Source organism: Variovorax fucosicus (assembly GCF_030316825.1).
Classification (GTDB): domain Bacteria; phylum Pseudomonadota; class Gammaproteobacteria; order Burkholderiales; family Burkholderiaceae_C; genus Variovorax; species Variovorax fucosicus.
In genome coordinates, this window is record NZ_JASZYU010000006.1 from 13535 (window position 1) to 29124 (window position 15590).

General features: G+C 66.0%; 16 protein-coding genes. 9 read left to right on the plus strand and 7 right to left on the minus strand.

What is annotated here, in order from left to right; genetic code table 11:
- Positions 1 to 4 precede the first annotated feature (4 nt).
- Together QTI05_RS26975 and QTI05_RS26980 are read right to left on the minus strand one after the other, a co-directional pair.
- Positions 5 to 319, minus strand: coding sequence for an NIPSNAP family protein (locus QTI05_RS26975; protein WP_286547070.1), 315 nt, complete (start codon positions 317 to 319; stop codon positions 5 to 7).
- Positions 320 to 575: 256 nt separating this feature from the next.
- Entirely contained in the window at positions 576 to 1469 is an 894-nt protein-coding gene (locus tag QTI05_RS26980) for a LysR family transcriptional regulator (protein ID WP_286624881.1), read from the minus strand.
- A gap of 101 nt (positions 1470 to 1570) precedes the next feature.
- On the opposite strand from QTI05_RS26980, the gene QTI05_RS26985 reads away from it, so the two are divergent.
- The 5 genes from QTI05_RS26985 (at position 1571) to QTI05_RS27005 (ending at position 6159) form a co-directional block, all read left to right on the plus strand.
- Positions 1571 to 2485, plus strand: coding sequence for an NAD(P)-dependent oxidoreductase (locus tag QTI05_RS26985; RefSeq protein WP_286657983.1), 915 nt, complete (start codon positions 1571 to 1573; stop codon positions 2483 to 2485).
- A gap of 5 nt (positions 2486 to 2490) precedes the next feature.
- Positions 2491 to 3444, plus strand: a complete 954-nt coding sequence (locus QTI05_RS26990; RefSeq protein WP_286624880.1) for a fumarylacetoacetate hydrolase family protein — start codon at positions 2491 to 2493, stop codon at positions 3442 to 3444.
- A gap of 65 nt (positions 3445 to 3509) precedes the next feature.
- On the plus strand, positions 3510 to 4523 hold the full coding sequence (locus tag QTI05_RS26995; protein WP_286657984.1) for an ABC transporter substrate-binding protein: 1014 nt from the start codon (positions 3510 to 3512) through the stop codon (positions 4521 to 4523).
- Between the two features lie 260 nt (positions 4524 to 4783).
- On the plus strand, positions 4784 to 5614 hold the full coding sequence (locus QTI05_RS27000) for an alpha/beta fold hydrolase (protein WP_286624878.1): 831 nt from the start codon (positions 4784 to 4786) through the stop codon (positions 5612 to 5614).
- A 71-nt stretch (positions 5615 to 5685) separates the two neighbouring features.
- Complete coding sequence (locus QTI05_RS27005; protein ID WP_286624877.1) at positions 5686 to 6159, plus strand: cupin domain-containing protein; 474 nt, start codon at positions 5686 to 5688, stop codon at positions 6157 to 6159.
- 69 nt (positions 6160 to 6228) lie between these two features.
- Here QTI05_RS27005 and QTI05_RS27010 read toward each other — a convergent pair whose 3' ends face one another.
- From QTI05_RS27010 to QTI05_RS27020, 3 genes are read right to left on the minus strand one after another with little or no spacing between them, the layout of a single operon-like run.
- Complete coding sequence (locus QTI05_RS27010; protein ID WP_286624876.1) at positions 6229 to 7302, minus strand: maleylacetate reductase; 1074 nt, start codon at positions 7300 to 7302, stop codon at positions 6229 to 6231.
- A 3-nt stretch (positions 7303 to 7305) separates the two neighbouring features.
- Entirely contained in the window at positions 7306 to 8175 is an 870-nt protein-coding gene (locus QTI05_RS27015) for an intradiol ring-cleavage dioxygenase (RefSeq protein ID WP_286624875.1), read from the minus strand.
- Entirely contained in the window at positions 8172 to 9884 is a 1713-nt protein-coding gene (locus QTI05_RS27020; RefSeq protein WP_286624874.1) for an FAD-dependent oxidoreductase, read from the minus strand. Before QTI05_RS27020 ends, QTI05_RS27015 begins: the two co-directional genes overlap by 4 nt.
- Before the next feature lie 90 nt (positions 9885 to 9974).
- Here QTI05_RS27020 and QTI05_RS27025 point away from each other — a divergent pair, with 90 nt between their 5' ends.
- Positions 9975 to 10451: a MarR family winged helix-turn-helix transcriptional regulator gene (locus QTI05_RS27025; protein ID WP_286624873.1), complete on the plus strand. Its 477-nt coding sequence runs from the start codon at positions 9975 to 9977 to the stop codon at positions 10449 to 10451.
- Positions 10452 to 10535: 84 nt separating this feature from the next.
- On the opposite strand, the gene QTI05_RS27030 is transcribed toward QTI05_RS27025, so the two are convergent.
- Positions 10536 to 11402, minus strand: coding sequence for a MurR/RpiR family transcriptional regulator (locus QTI05_RS27030; RefSeq protein ID WP_286624872.1), 867 nt, complete (start codon positions 11400 to 11402; stop codon positions 10536 to 10538).
- 129 nt (positions 11403 to 11531) lie between these two features.
- Here QTI05_RS27030 and QTI05_RS27035 point away from each other — a divergent pair, with 129 nt between their 5' ends.
- Genes QTI05_RS27035 through QTI05_RS27045 form a run of 3 tightly spaced genes read left to right on the plus strand, consistent with a single transcriptional unit; the run spans position 11532 to position 14493 of the window.
- Positions 11532 to 12875, plus strand: a complete 1344-nt coding sequence (locus QTI05_RS27035; RefSeq protein WP_286624871.1) for an aspartate aminotransferase family protein — start codon at positions 11532 to 11534, stop codon at positions 12873 to 12875.
- 41 nt (positions 12876 to 12916) lie between these two features.
- On the plus strand, positions 12917 to 13828 hold the full coding sequence (locus QTI05_RS27040) for an amino acid ABC transporter substrate-binding protein (protein WP_286624870.1): 912 nt from the start codon (positions 12917 to 12919) through the stop codon (positions 13826 to 13828).
- Between the two features lie 14 nt (positions 13829 to 13842).
- Complete coding sequence (locus QTI05_RS27045; RefSeq protein ID WP_286624869.1) at positions 13843 to 14493, plus strand: aspartate/glutamate racemase family protein; 651 nt, start codon at positions 13843 to 13845, stop codon at positions 14491 to 14493.
- Here QTI05_RS27045 and QTI05_RS27050 read toward each other — a convergent pair.
- Entirely contained in the window at positions 14477 to 15586 is a 1110-nt protein-coding gene (locus QTI05_RS27050; RefSeq protein ID WP_286624868.1) for a M12 family metallopeptidase, read from the minus strand. The genes QTI05_RS27045 and QTI05_RS27050 overlap by 17 nt on opposite strands.
- Positions 15587 to 15590 lie beyond the last annotated feature (4 nt).

Sequence of the window (15590 nt, forward strand, 5' to 3'; positions counted from 1 at the left end):
TCTCCTAGCGGATCGGCGAGAAGCTCGCCGGGGTCAGCAACTCGCTGCGCTGTCGCATCACCAGGGCAGCCGTTTTTCCGAGGAAGCTGCGCCACTGCGGATTGGCGGAGAGCGCGGCGCGGCGCGAGAGCCGGTCTTCGTAGGAGTCGAAGCCCCACAGCTGCACGATGCGGTTCAGCTCGCCGATCTCGGCGACGAAGTACCCGATCAGATGGCCCAGCGCCTGCTGTTGCAGCGGGAGTCCTTCGGCCTCGTAGCCCGCAAGGAATTCAGGCAGCGAGCCTGGCTTCAGTTCATAGGTGCGTTGTTCGATGAGCATGGCCGGTCTGGAGAGATCATGCCGACGGCGTGGGCAGATGCACTCACTCAGTCTCCTTGTTGGTGTGGCTGAATTCTGCGTTTTAGCGGTCGACCAAACCATACTGAATCAATGATTCATTCGTATAAACGCAATTTGTGGAGTGAGCCGGCCGGCGACGGCCGCAGGTGCGACGCGTGAGGAGGAGACGCAGGTGAACGCTGCTCGTCCTGAGACTCGGTGAGCCAGTCGCGCTCCGCAGAGCGGATGGACAGCGTCAGGTGGAAGCCAACTGCTGCACGACGAAGTCGCGCATCCACTTGTTCGCGGGATCCTGGTGGTAGCGATCGTGCCAATACAGGAACACCTCGAAGCTTGGCAAATCGAGGGGAAGCGGCTTGATGACCAGTGGGTAGTGCTTGGCCAGCGTCTCGGCAAGGATTGCCGGCACGGACCACAGGAGGTCGGAACTCACCACGAAGTGGGGCGCCGCGAGATATTGAGGTAACCGAATCTTGATGCGGTTTCGAGCGCCCGCGTCGATCAGCGCCCGTTCCAACTGGATATGGCCGCTGCCGGAGTACTCCACCAACAGATGTTCGCTTTCGCTGAAGCGCTCTGCGGTCATCTTCTTGTTGGCGAGCGGATGCCCGGCGCGCATGACGCACACGTAGTGCTGGGTGTGAATCAAACGCCGATGGATTCCTGCTTCCAGCGAGGGCAGAAATCCCAGCGCGAAGTCGATTTGTCCGCCCGCCAGGCCGCTGACAGTTTCCGGGATCGACCGGAAAACCGTTCGAAGCCGGATCCCCGGCGCGCACTGTGCGAGGGCGGCCATGATGCGTGGGAAGGACACGGCTTCGCCGATGTCGCGAGTGCGCACGGTGAACATCCGCTTCGCCGTGGCGGGGTCGAAGCGCCGTCGCTCCACCTGCGTCTTGCGAACCATCGACAAGGAATCCAGCAGCAGGGGGGCCAGGTCCACGGCCAGGGGTGTCGGCTCCATCTTGCGGCCGACGGGCGTGAACAGCTTGTCCTCGTACTCCTCTCGCAGCCGCTTCAGCGACGCGCTCACCGCAGCCTGCGTCAGGCCGAGACTTTCGGCAGCGCCGGTGACGGAGCGGTCGCGCCAGATTGCCTCGAAGGTGTAGAGGAGGTTCAGGTCTTTCACGCACCAAGTATAGAAGTTGTTTATACGAGGGAATCATCGAATCGGTCTGGATAGATGTCTATCCGGATCGCAGAATCCGCTCACATTATTAGGAGACACAGGTGGGAAAACCTCATCGCTTTATCGGCATGATCGGCATCGGGCAGCTCGGCTTGCCCATTGCCGTCAATCTCATGCGCGCCGGCTTCAGGGTGGTCGGATTCCGCCGCACAGACCGCGAGGCGTTCTTGCGCGCGGGCGGCGAGGCCTTGCACTCCCCAGCCGAAGTGACCCGGCAGGCCGATGTGCTGCTGTTGTGCCTGCCCGGCGAAGACGCGCAAGCCGCGGTGCTCAATGGCGCAGAGGGCGTGCTGGAAGCACTCGCTCCCGGCAAGATCGTCATCGAGATGGGCACCTACACGCGGGACTACAAGGTGCAGCAGGCGCTTCGCGTACAACAGGCCGGCGCCCGCATGCTCGAAGCCGAAGTGAGCGGATCGCCGCCCATGGTGGTTGAGCGCCGCGCGGCCCTCTACGTGGGCGGCGACGAGGCCTTGTTCCAGGAGTGCAAACCGGTGCTCGATGCCATCACGGAGCACCATTTCCATCTGGGCGATGTCGGCTCGGCGGTCGCGATGAAGCTGATCGCCAATACGCTCGTCACCATCCATACGCTCGCCGCGGCGGAAGCCATGAACATGGGTGTTCGCGCGGGCTTCGCGCCCGAGCGCGTTGCCGAAGTCATCCGTCAAGGCGCGGGCAATTCCGCCATGTTCACGATCCGCGCGCCACTGATGGCCGCGCGGGCCTTCACACCCGCTCCCGGATCGTTCAACACCTTGCACAAGTACCTGCGGCTCGGGGCGGGGATGGCGCGCGAGCTGGGTTGTGCCACGCCGCTGTTTTCTGCCGCCGCTCCGTACTTCCTGCGCGCGCTGGAAGGCGGCATGGGCGAGGAAGACATTTCCGCCGTGATCAAGCTGCTGGAAGCGGAGTCGCGTCCGTCCAACCCGAGCGGCGGCTCGTCTGACCAATGATCTCCATGAAGTACCAACTGTTCACCTATGAAACGGAACGCACTCCGCGGTCCGGCCTTGCGATCGGCAACCACTGGTTCGATCTGGGCGGCGTTGCACGCGCGACCGGTTGCGCGAGCCTGGCCACGGCCAGCCTTGACGAACTCGTCGACCACTGGGCGTTGTCCGTACCCGAGCTCGACAAGCTCGCCGCCGAACTCGCTGCGAATCCAGATGGGTTCTCGACCGCTCGACTCGATGCAGACAGCCTCACGCTGCGCTCCCCATTCAGCCGGCCCGGCGCCATCTACGCGGCGGGGGCTAACTACCGCGATCACGTGGAAGCCATGGGCCGCGCCTTCAACCAGAAGCTGGTGCTCGACCCGAAGAAGGAGGGCGTGCCGCCCTGGCACTTCCTGAAGTCGGGCGCCGCGACCCTCTCCGGCCACCGGGGCGACGTTCCGTATCCGCCCCGCACCGAGCGCCTGGACTGGGAGGCGGAACTCGCTGTCGTGATCGGCAGGCGCGCCGCGCAAGTCAGCGTGGACAGCGCACTGGACTACGTGGCGGGCTACATGTGTGCAAACGACCTGTCGGCGCGCGACCACCTGGTGAGGGACGGCGTGGATCCTTCGTCCCCCTTTCGCTTCGATTGGATCGGGCACAAGTGCTTCAACGGTTCATGCCCCCTGGGACCGGTGTTCACGCCGGCCCAGTTCGTCCGCTCGCCGGAGAACCTGGCCATCAAGCTCTGGGTCAACGGGGAGCTGCGGCAGGACTCGAACACCAGCAACCACCTCTACGGCGTCGCCGAACAGATCGCCTACCTGAGCGAGCGCGTGGACCTGCTGGCGGGCGACGTGATCCTGACCGGCACGCCGGCAGGCGTCGGCATGGAGACCGGCACCTTCCTCAAGCGCGGTGACGTGACAAGGGTATGGATCGAGGCGCTCGGAGAGCTCGAAACCCGCATCGTCTAGATGCGGCTGCAACGGACAACCAGACGGAGGAGGTGTCGGTGAAGAAGTTCTTGAAACAGGCGTCCATGTTCATGCGGTTCTTGTCGATCTCGTCGCTGGCCGCGCTTGTCGCTGGATGCGCCGGCGGCGCCCGTGTCGTGGCGGAAACCCCGGCACCGTTGCGCATCATTGTGTTTCCCGGGGCCTTCAACTGGCCGCTCTGGATCGCCCAGGACAAGGGCTTCTTCGCCAGCGAGCGGCTGGCCGTCGCGATCACGCCCACGCCGAACTCCACGTTCCAGATGAAGGGTCTGATCCAGGGCGAGTTCGACATCGCCATGACGGCCATGGACAACGTCATCGCCTACCGCGAAGGGCAGGGCGAGGCGGGCGTTGACGGGCCGGATCTGGTGGCCGTCATGGGTTCGGACGCGGGCTTTCTGCGGCTGGTGGCGTCGCCGGAGAGCCGCGGCTATGCCGACCTGCGGGGCAAGACACTGTCGGTGGATGCCCTGACCACCGGTTATGCCTTCGTGCTGCTCGAACTGCTGGAGCGCCATGGCCTGCTGCTGGAGCGCGACTACAAGACCGAGCGGGCGGGCGGGGTGTTGCAGCGCTACCAGGCGCTGCTGGAGCGCAAGCACGCGGCGACCATCCTGGTTGCGCCGTTCGATGCGATGGCCCAGGCGCAGGGCTTCCACCGGCTGGCCAATGCGACGGACGAGCTGGGCCACTACCAGGGCGTCGTCGCCTCGGTCCGTCAAAGTTGGGCGCGCGCCCAGCCGGAGCGCGTGCGGGGCTACATACGCGCCCACGCGCAAGCGGTCGACTGGCTGCGCGAGCCGCGCAACAAGGACGAGGCGCTCAGGATCTTCCTGGCGCACATGCCGCCGAACACGCCGCCCCAGTCAGCGGAAACGGCATACCACGCGCTGCTGTCCGGCCCGGAGAGTTTTCAGCGGCGGGGCCAGATCGACCTTGCAGGCGTCGAGACGGTCGTGAGGCTGCGCGCAAAGTTCGGCCGGCTCGGCGCCAGGCTGCACGGCGCCGCGTACTACTACGACCCGAGTTTCCACGAAGCCGCTTTTGGCAACCACTGAACGGAGCACCGACATGTACCGCATAAGCCGGCTCCGGGAGGTCCACAAAATCAACTTGAAACAAGGAGACATAGTTGCGATCAAGAAACAGATGCCGTGCATTGGACGGCGCATTCAGGGGGGTGATGGCCATGATCGTGATGGCAAGTGCTTGTGTTGGAAGTAGTGACGTGAATGCGCAGATCGTGCCAGGTGGCGATGGGACTCGGTCGGTATCGATCCCATCCAAGGACGATTCAAATCCCGGCGGAAGCCATCGCATGGCCATTGTCAACGGCGTGCGCCTGCATTACCTCCAGGCTGGGAAAGGGCCCGTGGTCCTATTGCTGCACGGCTGGGCGAACACCTCCTATGCCTGGCATCACGTCATTCCAATGCTCTCCAGTCGATACACAGTCATTGCGCCGGATCTGCGAGGGATGGGCGACTCTTCCAGGCCGTTGACTGGGTACGACCGGGAAACAGTGGCACGGGACATGCTCGAACTGCTGGATCAACTTGGTGTCAAGAACGCGCTGGTCGTTGGCCATGATCTCGGTGCGCACGTTGGCTTCGAACTCGCTGCGCGCCATCCCGGCCGGGTGACCAAGCTCGTGATGCTGGATTGTGTTGTTCCGGGCATTCCGCCATGGGACCAACTCACCAAGGACAGTCGTCTCTGGCATTGGAGTTTCTACAACGTGCCGGATCTCCCGGAGGCCCTGATCCAGGGCAAAGAGCGTACGTACTTTTCCTGGTTCATCCGCAACTTTGCGGTGAACATCGAAGCCGTCGATGCGGACATGGATGCGGTGGTCAAGGCGTATTCGGAACCGGGCGCCGTCCGAGGCGGGCTCGGCATGTTTCGCACCATTGCGGCCGACGCGAAGCGCAACGCGACCTGGTTGGAAAGCAACAAACTGGAATTGCCTGTTCTGGCGCTGGGCGGCAGCATGGGCGTAGGCCCGATTCTGTTGCAGCAGATGGAGGCGGCCGGCAAGCAGGTGCGTGGTGGTGTGATCCAGAACTGCGGGCACTGGCTTGCGACGGAATGCCCCCAGACCTTGGTCGAGCAGATGACCAAGTTTTTCAGCGAGGAGACAAGCAGGTGAAAGCGCCCGCCCAACACTGTCTTGATCGCCGATCGGTGCTAGGTGCTCTCGCTGCATCAGCCTCCGTCTTCATGATGCCGCCGTCCCTGGCCAAGGAGGCGCATGCGATGGACGGAGAAAGCCCCTGGTTCTCCGCTTTCGGGCTCCGGATGAAGGTAGAGGTGACGACTGCCTCCACCGGCGGAACCATGTCCGCGACCCGCGTTATCTCGCAGCCCGGTGGCGGTCCGCCGGCCCATGTCCATACGCGCGAGGACGAGGTTTTTCTCATTCTGCGGGGTCACTACCGCTTCTGGCAGAAGGGCGAACGAACGATCGAAGCACCGGCTGGGACGCTGGTGCAACAGCACAAGGGAATGGTGCACCAGTATCGCAACGTCAGCGACGTGGAAGGCGAGCACATTCTTTGCTGCCTGCCAGGGGGGCTCGAGGAGCTTTTCATCGCAGTGGCGAACGAAGGGCTCGCTGTGCCGCGTGACATGAAGCGTGTCGTGGATCTGTCTGCGCAGTACGGCGTCACCTATCAATCGCCCATCGACAAATAGCGGCAGGGCCCAGCCGCAACTGCAGGGCCGCATGAGGAAAGTGCGGCGCAATGGTGGGCGCCGCAGCGCTCAAGGCAAGGGCGGCTCGCCGTCGTAGGCGCGCTGCAGCATCGCGCGCAGTGCGTCGCGGTCCAGAGGCCGCGGGTTGGGATAGGGGTTCTGCACGGCCAGATCGGCCACGCGGTCGAGAGACTCCGCTGGCAGGCCGAGTTCCTTCAGCGCCAGCGGTGCGCCTGTCGCGCGCATGAGATCGTGGAGCGCCGGCGGTACGCGGCTCTCCACAGTGCCGAGCGCGCGCGCCGCACGCGACATTGCGGCAGGCGCGAAGGCGGCGTTGTAGGCCAGCGTGTGCGGCAGCATCACCGTGTGCGTCTCGGCGTGCGGCAGGTTGTAGCTGCCGCCCAGCGTGTGACACAGCTTGTGGTGCAAGCCCATGGACGCGGCGCCCAACACCGAGCCGCACAGCCAGGCGCCGTAGAGCCCCTGTGCGCGTGCCGCATCGGATTGCGGCTCCGCCTGCAGGCCGCGAAGTGCGGCGGCCATTGCACGCAGGCCTTCCTCCGCCATGAGCGATACCACCGGGTTCCCATCGTGCGCGTAGAGCGCCTCCGCGGCGTGGGCCATGGCATTGAAGCCGCTTGTCACGCACACCTTGAACGGCAGTGTGCGAATCAGGTCTGGGTCATACAGCACGGTGCGTGGCAACACGCGCGCATCGCGGCCGGTCTTCTTGATGCCACTCTCGGTGATGCCGTAGATGGACGTCATCTCGCTGCCGGCGTAGGTGGTCGGAATGGCAACGATGGGAAGCGTGTGCTCCAGTGCGATGGCCTTGCCGAGGCCGATGGTCGAACCGCCGCCGACGGCGACCATGCCATCGGCTCCCACCGCCCGGGCGTGGGCCACGGCTTCGCGCGCGGTCTCGATCGGCACGTGCATGACGGCACGGTCGAAGACGCCGGCGGCGCGCACGCCCAGTCGTGCCGCGACCGACTCCGCGGTCTCGCGCTGCTCAGGTGTGCACAACACCAACGCACGCCGCACGTTCAGGGCAAGCAGTTCCTCGTCCAGGCGGTTCAGGCTGCCGCAGCCGAACACGACGCGGGCTGGTGCGCATTGGTAGGTAAAAGCCAGAGGCTCCATCGTTCAGTCCGCCGACCGTGCAGTGGTGTTCAACACGAAGTCATAGTCCAGCGTGTAGTAGACCGGCGGTCTGGCCGGGTCGTCGCTTTCGTGGCGCACCCAATCGGCGATGAGGCTGGGGCGCACGCCGAACACGGCATCGGAATCCAGGTAGCGCCCGCCGTGCCGGAACACATGGGTGATCAGCCGTTCGTAGCCTTGCGCCTGGATCATGAAATGCAGGTGCGCCGGGCGCCATGGATGGCGGCCGAGCGAATCGAGCAGGGCGCCCACCGGGCCGTCGTGCGGGATGGGGTACTCGTGCGCCACGATGGAGCGGAAGTGGTAGCGGCCGTCGGCGTCGGTGCGCAGCTGGGCCCGGGCCCGGTGCTCGGACAACGAGGGGGCGGGCTTCTGCACGTCGTAAAAACCTTCTTCGTCGGCCTGCCAGACATCCACGAGCGCGTGAGGAACCGGCTCCCCGTCCAGCCCGGTGACCCGGCCCCGCACGAAGCACGGCGCTCCCTTGGCGCCATTGGCGATATCGGCGCCATGCTCGACCATGGGTGCGCCCTCGACGAAGAACGGACCGAAGACGGTGGCCTCGGTGCAGCCGGTCGGCTTGGTGTTGTTCTGTGCCATGACCAGCGTGGACAGGCCGAGCACGTCCGAAAGCAGGATGAACTCCTGCCGCTTGTCGTCGGTGATGTGTCCCGCGTCGGTGAGAAATCGAATGCCGCGCCACCACTCGTCCTCGGTGAGCTTCACCTCTCGGGCGAAGTCGTGCAGATGACGCACCAGGCTGCCCATCACGCTGCGCAGTCGCGCATCGGGGGATCGATCCATCGACTCGAGCACTGCCTCGGTGATGGTGAAGGGGTCGAGCGGTTTCATGCGCAGTTCTCCGAAACGAGGTGGTGGCCCGTGGCCTGGTCGAACACGGCCTGCGCTTCTTCGGCGGAACTGCCGCGCCAGGCGACGATCTGGTCGGGGCGAATCAACACCAGGGGCACCTCGTACAGGTCGCGCAGCATGGGCTGCGGCAACCGCACGACGCGCAGATCCAGGTCGCGCATGTGCGCGAGGGCTTCGAACGGCGCCGTATCGGGCGGCTCGGCGCCCAGTGCGAGCAAGGTCCAGTCGCGGCCGAACAGGTCGAACAGCGAACGGCCGCCCTGCAGCCAGGCATGCGGCGGTCGACCGCCAGGGCAGGCGGTGGGGACGTAGCGATTGGGCTCATCAGGCGGGGGCGCCGTGCCATCGGCCACGATCACCGGCGACCCGTCGTAGCGCCCGCCGAACGTGACGCCGGGGATGTTGAATTCCAGGCGTGCGTGGGCGTCAAGATGCGCGGCCGCGGCGCGCCGCTCGACCTCGCCGCGCGGCGAGTCTTCCTCCAACTCGGCTCTGGCGGCGAACAGACCGACCGAATCGGCGAAGCTTCTTGCATAGCCAGTGTTTCGTTCGGCGAGCGGACGGCGCTCAGCCTCGTAGCTTTCCAGCAGTGCGGCGGGCGCCTGCCCGCGCAGTACGGCGGCCAGCTTCCAGCCCAGGTTGACCGCGTCTTCAACCGCTGTGTTGTAGCCAAGGCCGCCGGTGGGCGTGAACAGATGCGCCGCATCGCCTGCAATGAACACATTGCCGCGCTGGAACTGCTTGGCGACGAGGGCGTGGCCGGCCTGCCAGATGCCCATCGACAGGATGTCGATCGGCACTTCGACCCCGACCGTCTGCGCGAAGATGCGCCGCGCATCGGCTTCGGTCCAGGTTTCCGGGTTCTCGTGCGGATGCACGGCGGCGTGAAACGCGTACTCGGCGACGCCGTCCACGGACGCCATGAAAGCGCGCCGCTCATGATTGACCGCGACGTACATCCAAGCCTTGGGATGCGTCAGCGCCGAGATGAATTGCGCAGACCGCAGATAAATGGCGAACATCTTGCCGCCCATGAAGTCGCGCTGGATGCCGGTGACCCCGCCCCATTCGATGCCGAGTTCACTTCGCACGATGCTGCGCGGGCCATCGGCCCCGACCAGGAATTTGGCCTTCACCTCGACCGGGGCGCCGCCTTCCGCGGGCCTGATGCACGCATCGATGCCGTCGCCGGTGTCGGCGAAGCGTTCCAGCCGCCAGCTGTAGCGCACGTCGACCGTGGGCCATGCCTCGGCATGGCGGCGCAATGCCGCCTCGACAAACTTCTGCGAGACGCGGTGCGGCAACTCGGCGGCGCTCCACGAGCCTGTCATCGACTTGATCTTCTCGGCGGCCTCCGCCGCCGTCGGCAAGTGGATGCGCGCCAGCTCGTGGCCCGTGTAGCGCGTGAAGTAGGCGATGTCGGTCGGGTGATCGGCCGGCAGACCCAGGCTGCGGATCTCGTGCGCGAAGCCGAGGCGGCGGAAGTGCTCCATCGTGCGCGCCTGGGTGGCGTTGGCCTGCGGGTTGAAGGCGGTTCCAGGCTTCGCATCGACCAGCAGGCAGCGGATGCCTCTGCGGCCGAGCTCGTTGGCAAGCATCAGGCCGCACGGGCCGCCGCCCGCAATCAGGATTTCTGTGTCCACCGCACGTTGCTGCGCGGGGGCCGTAGTATTGGTGGAATAGGTCATGGACATAGGCCGTATAGGCTCGGCATCGCCGCTCAGCGTTGGCTTCGCATAGATGCTTAGGTTACCTAAATATATGAGGATTGCAAGACCTTGAGGAATTCCCCTACGCCCGGAAAGGGAGCGCGCATCGGCGAGCGCTGGCGCACCGACAACATCGGCCGCCTGCTCAGCAGCGCACTGCGCCGCTTCGAGGAGCGCGTCATGGCGCTGATGAATGAGCGCGGCCACGCGCAGACGCGCCGCTCGCATGTCAATCTCACGCGCCACCTCGATATCGACGGTACGCGCATCACAGAGCTTGCACGGCGCGCCGCGATGACGAACGCTGCGATGACGGAGCTGATCGACCAATGCGAATCGATCGGGCTCGTCGAGCGGCTGGCCGATCCCGCGGACAAGCGCGTGCGCATCGTGCGATTCACGCCGACCGGCGAAAGCTGGCTGAAGGACTTCGGCCGCGCCGTGGCGCAAGCCCAGCGCGAGATGTCGAAGGAGGTGGGCGAGGCCCAGTTGGCTGTTGTGCTGGCTGCGCTTGCTAGCTACGCGGGCACGGGCGGGGAGTCTTGACTTGCCTGGCTGACACGTGGCGACTTCGGGTGCCGCGAGAAGGCTCGTTCGGCTTCGAGCGATACCCGACGCGCGGTCGCCGCCTCAGCCGCCGCGCTGCTTTGGTGGCTGCAGATAGGCGCCCGACGCGAACAGCTGTGCTTCGGCCTGTTCGATGCGCTTGACCGCGCCCTTGCCGGCGCGGCTGGCCAGCAGTTCGAGCAGTGCTTCGGTTACCGCGAAACCCGCGGTGACCGAGGGAAAGAACGAGGGGCTGTGGATCGCGAACAGGATGGTTTCGTCGGCCAGCAATGAGAGCGGCGAGGCGGCGCTGTCGGTGATGGCGACGATCCTGCAGCCGGCCTGCTTCGCCGCCTGCGCAACCTCCAGCGCCTCGCGCGAGTAGGGCACGAAGCTCATCACCACCAGTGCGTCGCCCTTGGCCAGCGCGCGCTGCTGCATCTCGAGCGAGCCGCCCTGGCCGTCGATCAGGTGCACGCCGGCGCGGAACAGGCGATACACGTAGACGAACGAGAACGCCAACGGAAAGCAGGCGCGGAACCCGGCCGCATGCACCGAGCGGGCTCCTTCGAGCAGCGTGGCCGCCCGGGCCAGCGCGGCGGCGCTCTGGCGCTCGGTGGCGTCGAGGTTGCGCCGCTGCGCTTCGAACATCTCGGTGACCAGCTCGTGCTTTTTTGCGCGCCCCACCAGCTGGCGCGCACGCTCGCCATACGCGTCGGGGCCCAGGCCCATTTCGGCCGCGACCGCTTCCTTGAGCTGCGGCCAGCCGGCGTAGCCGAGGTGCTGGGCAAAGCGCACCAGCGTGGCTGGCGTGCTCTGCGAGCGCGTGCCGATGGTGCGCATGGAACTGGTCACCACATCGTTCGGGTGGTCGAGCACGTACTTCGCCACCTGCTGCAGGGCAGGGCTCAGTTCGGCAAAGCGTTGGCGCAAGTCGTCCTTGACGGGCATCGGTGTCTCTCGTGTCTCTGGCGTGGTCTGGAACGAATGTACCAAGTCGCTTCCAGCAAAACCATTGACGGAACATATGTTCCAAATAATAATCGCGCCAGAACGTTAGTTACACAAGCACCGGAACCCATGACCCACGTCTTCCATCGCCATTTGCGCAGCACCCCGCCCATCGCCGTGTCGGCCAGCGGCATGACGGTGCGCGACGCCACCGGGCGCGAATACCTCGACGCCTCGGGCGGTGCAGCCGTCTCTTCGCTGGGCCATGCCCATCCGGATGTGCTGGCGGCGATGCATGCCCAGATCGACCGGCTGCCCTACGTCCACACCAGCTTCTTCACCACTGAAGTGGCTGAGCAACTGGCCGACGAACTGATTCGCACCGCGCCCGCAGGCATGAGCCATGCGTACCTGGTCAGCGGCGGATCGGAGGCGGTGGAATCTGCGCTCAAGATGGCGCGCCAGTACTTCGTGGAGATCGGGCAGCCGCAGCGCACGCACTTCATCGCGCGGCGCCAGAGCTACCACGGCAACACGCTCGGCGCGCTGGCCGTGGGCGGCAACGAATGGCGGCGCGCGCCGTTCGCGCCGATCCTGATTCCCGCGACCCATGTGGCGCCGTGTTACCCCTACCGCGAGCAACGCGCCGGCGAGACCGCGCAGGCCTACGGCCTGCGGCTGGCCGCGGAGCTCGAGGCCGCGATCCTGGCGCAGGGCGCGGATCGTGTGATTGCCTTCGTCGCCGAAACGGTCGGCGGCGCCACGGCCGGCGTGCTGACGCCGGTGCCGGGCTACTTCCAGGCCGTGCGCGCCGTGTGCGACAAATACGGCGTGCTGCTGATCCTCGACGAGGTCATGTGCGGCATGGGCCGCACCGGCACGCTCCACGCGTGCGAGCAGGAGGGCGTCGTGCCCGATCTGATCACCATCGCCAAGGGCCTCGGCGGCGGCTACCAGCCGATCGGCGCGGTGCTGGCGCAGAAGAAGATCGTCGATGCGATGTCGAAGGGCAGCGGCTTCTTCCAGCACGGCCACACCTACCTCGGGCACCCGGTTGCCTGTGCGGCCGCACTCGCTGTGCAGCAAGTGCTTCACCGCGATGGCTTGCTGGCCAAGGTGCGCGAAGACGGCGCGGCCTTCGGTGCGATGTTGCGCGATGCGCTCGGCGCACATCCGCATGTGGGCGACATCCGCGGCCGCGGCTTCTTCTGGGGCGTGGAACTCGTGGCCGACCGCGGCAGCAAGGCGCCGTTCGATCCTTCTGTCAAGGTTCACGCGCTGATCAAGCAGGACGCGATGGCGCGCGGGCTGCTGTGCTACCCATTCGGCGGCACGGTCGACGGCCGGCTGGGCGACCACGTGCTGCTGGCGCCACCGTACATCGCCACGCGGCAAGACCTGCAGCGCATCGCGGCGCTGCTGGCCGAATCGATCGATGCGGTCACGCGGGCCGCAGCGGTGCAGGCCGCCTGAATTCCTTTCTTCGTTTTCATCAACCCCCGAGGAGCATTCCCATGGCTTTGCCCTGCCTGTCGACTTTCACCCGGAGCGCGGCCCTGCTGTCCGCCCTGGCCCTCTTGCCGCTGGCCGCCGCGCAGGCGCAGGACACCAGCACGCTGGCCAAGGTCAAGGCCAGCGGCAGCATCACCTTCGGCTACCGCGAGTCGTCGTTCGGGTTCTCGTACCTCGACGGCAACCTGAAGCCGGTGGGCTACAGCATCGAGATCTGCAACCGCATCGTCGAGGCCATGAAGAGCGAGCTCAAGATGCCCGCGATCGAGATCCGCTACCAGGCCGTGACCTCGGCCAACCGCATTCCGCTGGTGACCAACGGCACGGTGGACATCGAGTGCGGCTCCACCACCAACCTGGTCGAGCGGCAGAAGCAGGTCGCGTTCTCGCCGGACATCTTCCGCTACAACGTGCGCATGCTGGTGAAAGCCGATTCGGGCATCAGGAGCATTGCCGACCTGCAGGGCAAGACGGTGGCGACCACCACCGGCACCACCTCTTTCCGCCTGCTGCGCGAAGCCGACAAGGGCCGCAACCTCGAGGTCAACAACCTGGCGGGCAAGGACCACACCGATTCGTTCCTGCTGGTCGAAAGCGGGCGGGCCCAGGCCTTCGTGCTGGACGACATCCTGCTGGCAGGCCAGATCGCCAATGCGCGCAGCCCGAAGGATTTCATCATCACCGGCGAGAGCCTGCGCACCGAAAACCAGTCGCTCATGTTCCGCAAGGACGACCCCGCCTTCAAGGCGCTGGTCGACCGCGTCGTGGGTGGCATGATGAAGTCCGGCGAGATGGAGAAGCTCTACAACCAGTGGTTCATGTCGCCGATTCCGCCGAAGAACATCAATATCAACTACCCGCTCAACGCCGAGACGAAGGACGCGTTCGCGAACCCTTCGTCGAAAGGCATCTGAGCGCCACGCGTCGCATGACCCGCCTCGCCCTGATCCACGCACTCGCGCACTCCGTTGCGCCCATCAATGCCGCCTTCGAGCGCGACTGGCCCCAGGCCGTGCGCATGAACCTGCTGGACGACAGCCTGTCGGCCGATCTCGCACGCAACGGGCGCGGGCTCGATGCCGCGATGCACGAACGCTTCGCGCGGCTCGCGCAGTACGCGGTCGACACGGGTGCGCAGGGCATCCTGTTCACCTGCTCGGCGTTCGGGCCCTGCATCGAGGCGGTGGCGCGCAGCCATGCGGACGTGCCTGTGCTCAAGCCCAACGAGGCCATGATCGAAGAGGCGGCACAGGGCAGCGGAAAGATCGGGCTGGTCGCGACCTTCGCGGCCACGCTCGAATCGATGCCGCCGGAATTCCCGGCCGGCACCGGGCTCGAACTCGCGCTGGCAGAAGGCGCGCTGGACGCGCTCAATGCGGGCGATGGGGAGCGGCACGACGCGCTGATCGCGGCGCAGGCGCGGGCCCTGGCCGCGCGTGGCTGCACGCGCATTGCGCTGGCGCAGTTCAGCATGGCGCGTGCGCGAACCGCCTGCGAGGCGGCCTCGGGGCTGCCGGTGCTGACCACCGTCGACAGTGCGGTGCGCGGGCTTCGCAAGCGCCTCAGCCGCTCTTCTTGACCCCGATGCTGTAGCTGCCCGTGCCCTGCGGGTTCTTGTGGCGCACCGACAGCCAGTACGAGCCCGCATACAGCTTGCGCACGATGCGCGCGTTGAGGCCCTTGCCGCGATCGTCGTCCCAGGCCAACACGGCGCCGGGGTCGTTCGGGCCGTGGAGTGTCAGCACCGTGTCGCTTGGCCCCTCGGTGGTCATGATGTGCGTGGCCGTCGTCGCCACATCGAAGTGGTAGGTGTCGACCTCGCCGCCGGTGGACAAGTCCGCCTCGGTGCGCGCGGCACCCACCACCAGTTCGACCATGCTCGGCGCCCCCTTGGGGTACTGACGGCGCATGAACTCGATGTCGGTGGGCGAGAAGGTGGTGTTCCAGCCGATTGCGTAGGAGCCGATCGTCAGCGAGTCCGGAATGGCGTACTCCATGATCGAGGTCGGGTCGAAGGCGGTGTAGTTGGTGCTGTCTTCGGCGTAGAGCGCGAAGAGGTTGAAGTCGACGTCGTCGCGCGTCCAGCCCTGCTGCGCGTAGTGCGCATAGACCTTTTCCTTGTCCCACGGAATCTGCCCCTGGGCCGCAGGGTTCTGATGCTCGTGGATCATTCCCAGCGCATGGCCGAACTCGTGGCGCACCACGCGCTGGTATTCGCGCAGCGAGGTGGTGGGCTCGAGCCAGCCGTAGTTCATGGTCGCCTGGCGCGCCGGCACCGTGAGCGCGTCGGTGCCGACGGTGGACCACGAGAAGCCCTGCTCGGCAAAGCTGATGCGGATTTCCGAGGTGCCGGTGGTCACGAAATCCAGGTGCAGGTTGGCGATGGCCTCCCACTCCTTGGCGATCGCCTCGACCTTGCCCTGCACGTCGGCCAGGCCGTCGAGAAACTTCACCCGCAGGTGCCGGCCGTTGTCCCACAGCTTCATGCGCTCCACCGCGGCACGCGGCCTCATCATGCCGCCGCCGCGCAGGCCGGGCCCGCCGAGCGGCAGGATGCGGACGTTGTCGACACGCTCGTCGGTGGCTGCCTGGTCGCTCGACAGCGCGGATGCCTCGGCGCGCCGGCTGAGGGCGGGCGGATAGGGTGAGCAGATCTTCTTGAGGGTGGGCATGGTG

Excerpts from the sequence above, each read along its gene's own strand:
- QTI05_RS27020 (WP_286624874.1), bottom strand. The coding sequence starts at position 9,884 with ATGACCTATTCCACCAATACTACGGCCCCCGCGCAGCAACGTGCGGTG.
- QTI05_RS27010 (WP_286624876.1), bottom strand. The coding sequence starts at position 7,302 with ATGGAGCCTCTGGCTTTTACCTACCAATGCGCACCAGCCCGCGTCGTG.
- QTI05_RS27015 (WP_286624875.1), bottom strand. The coding sequence starts at position 8,175 with ATGAAACCGCTCGACCCCTTCACCATCACCGAGGCAGTGCTCGAGTCG.
- QTI05_RS27040 (WP_286624870.1), top strand. The coding sequence starts at position 12,917 with ATGGCTTTGCCCTGCCTGTCGACTTTCACCCGGAGCGCGGCCCTGCTG.
- QTI05_RS27030 (WP_286624872.1), bottom strand. The coding sequence starts at position 11,402 with ATGCCCGTCAAGGACGACTTGCGCCAACGCTTTGCCGAACTGAGCCCT.
- QTI05_RS27005 (WP_286624877.1), top strand. The coding sequence starts at position 5,686 with ATGATGCCGCCGTCCCTGGCCAAGGAGGCGCATGCGATGGACGGAGAA.
- QTI05_RS26995 (WP_286657984.1), top strand. The coding sequence starts at position 3,510 with ATGTTCATGCGGTTCTTGTCGATCTCGTCGCTGGCCGCGCTTGTCGCT.
- QTI05_RS26975 (WP_286547070.1), bottom strand. The coding sequence starts at position 319 with ATGCTCATCGAACAACGCACCTATGAACTGAAGCCAGGCTCGCTGCCT.
- QTI05_RS27035 (WP_286624871.1), top strand. The coding sequence starts at position 11,532 with ATGACCCACGTCTTCCATCGCCATTTGCGCAGCACCCCGCCCATCGCC.
- QTI05_RS27000 (WP_286624878.1), top strand. The coding sequence starts at position 4,784 with ATGGCCATTGTCAACGGCGTGCGCCTGCATTACCTCCAGGCTGGGAAA.
- QTI05_RS27045 (WP_286624869.1), top strand. The coding sequence starts at position 13,843 with ATGACCCGCCTCGCCCTGATCCACGCACTCGCGCACTCCGTTGCGCCC.
- QTI05_RS26990 (WP_286624880.1), top strand. The coding sequence starts at position 2,491 with ATGAAGTACCAACTGTTCACCTATGAAACGGAACGCACTCCGCGGTCC.
- QTI05_RS27050 (WP_286624868.1), bottom strand. The coding sequence starts at position 15,586 with ATGCCCACCCTCAAGAAGATCTGCTCACCCTATCCGCCCGCCCTCAGC.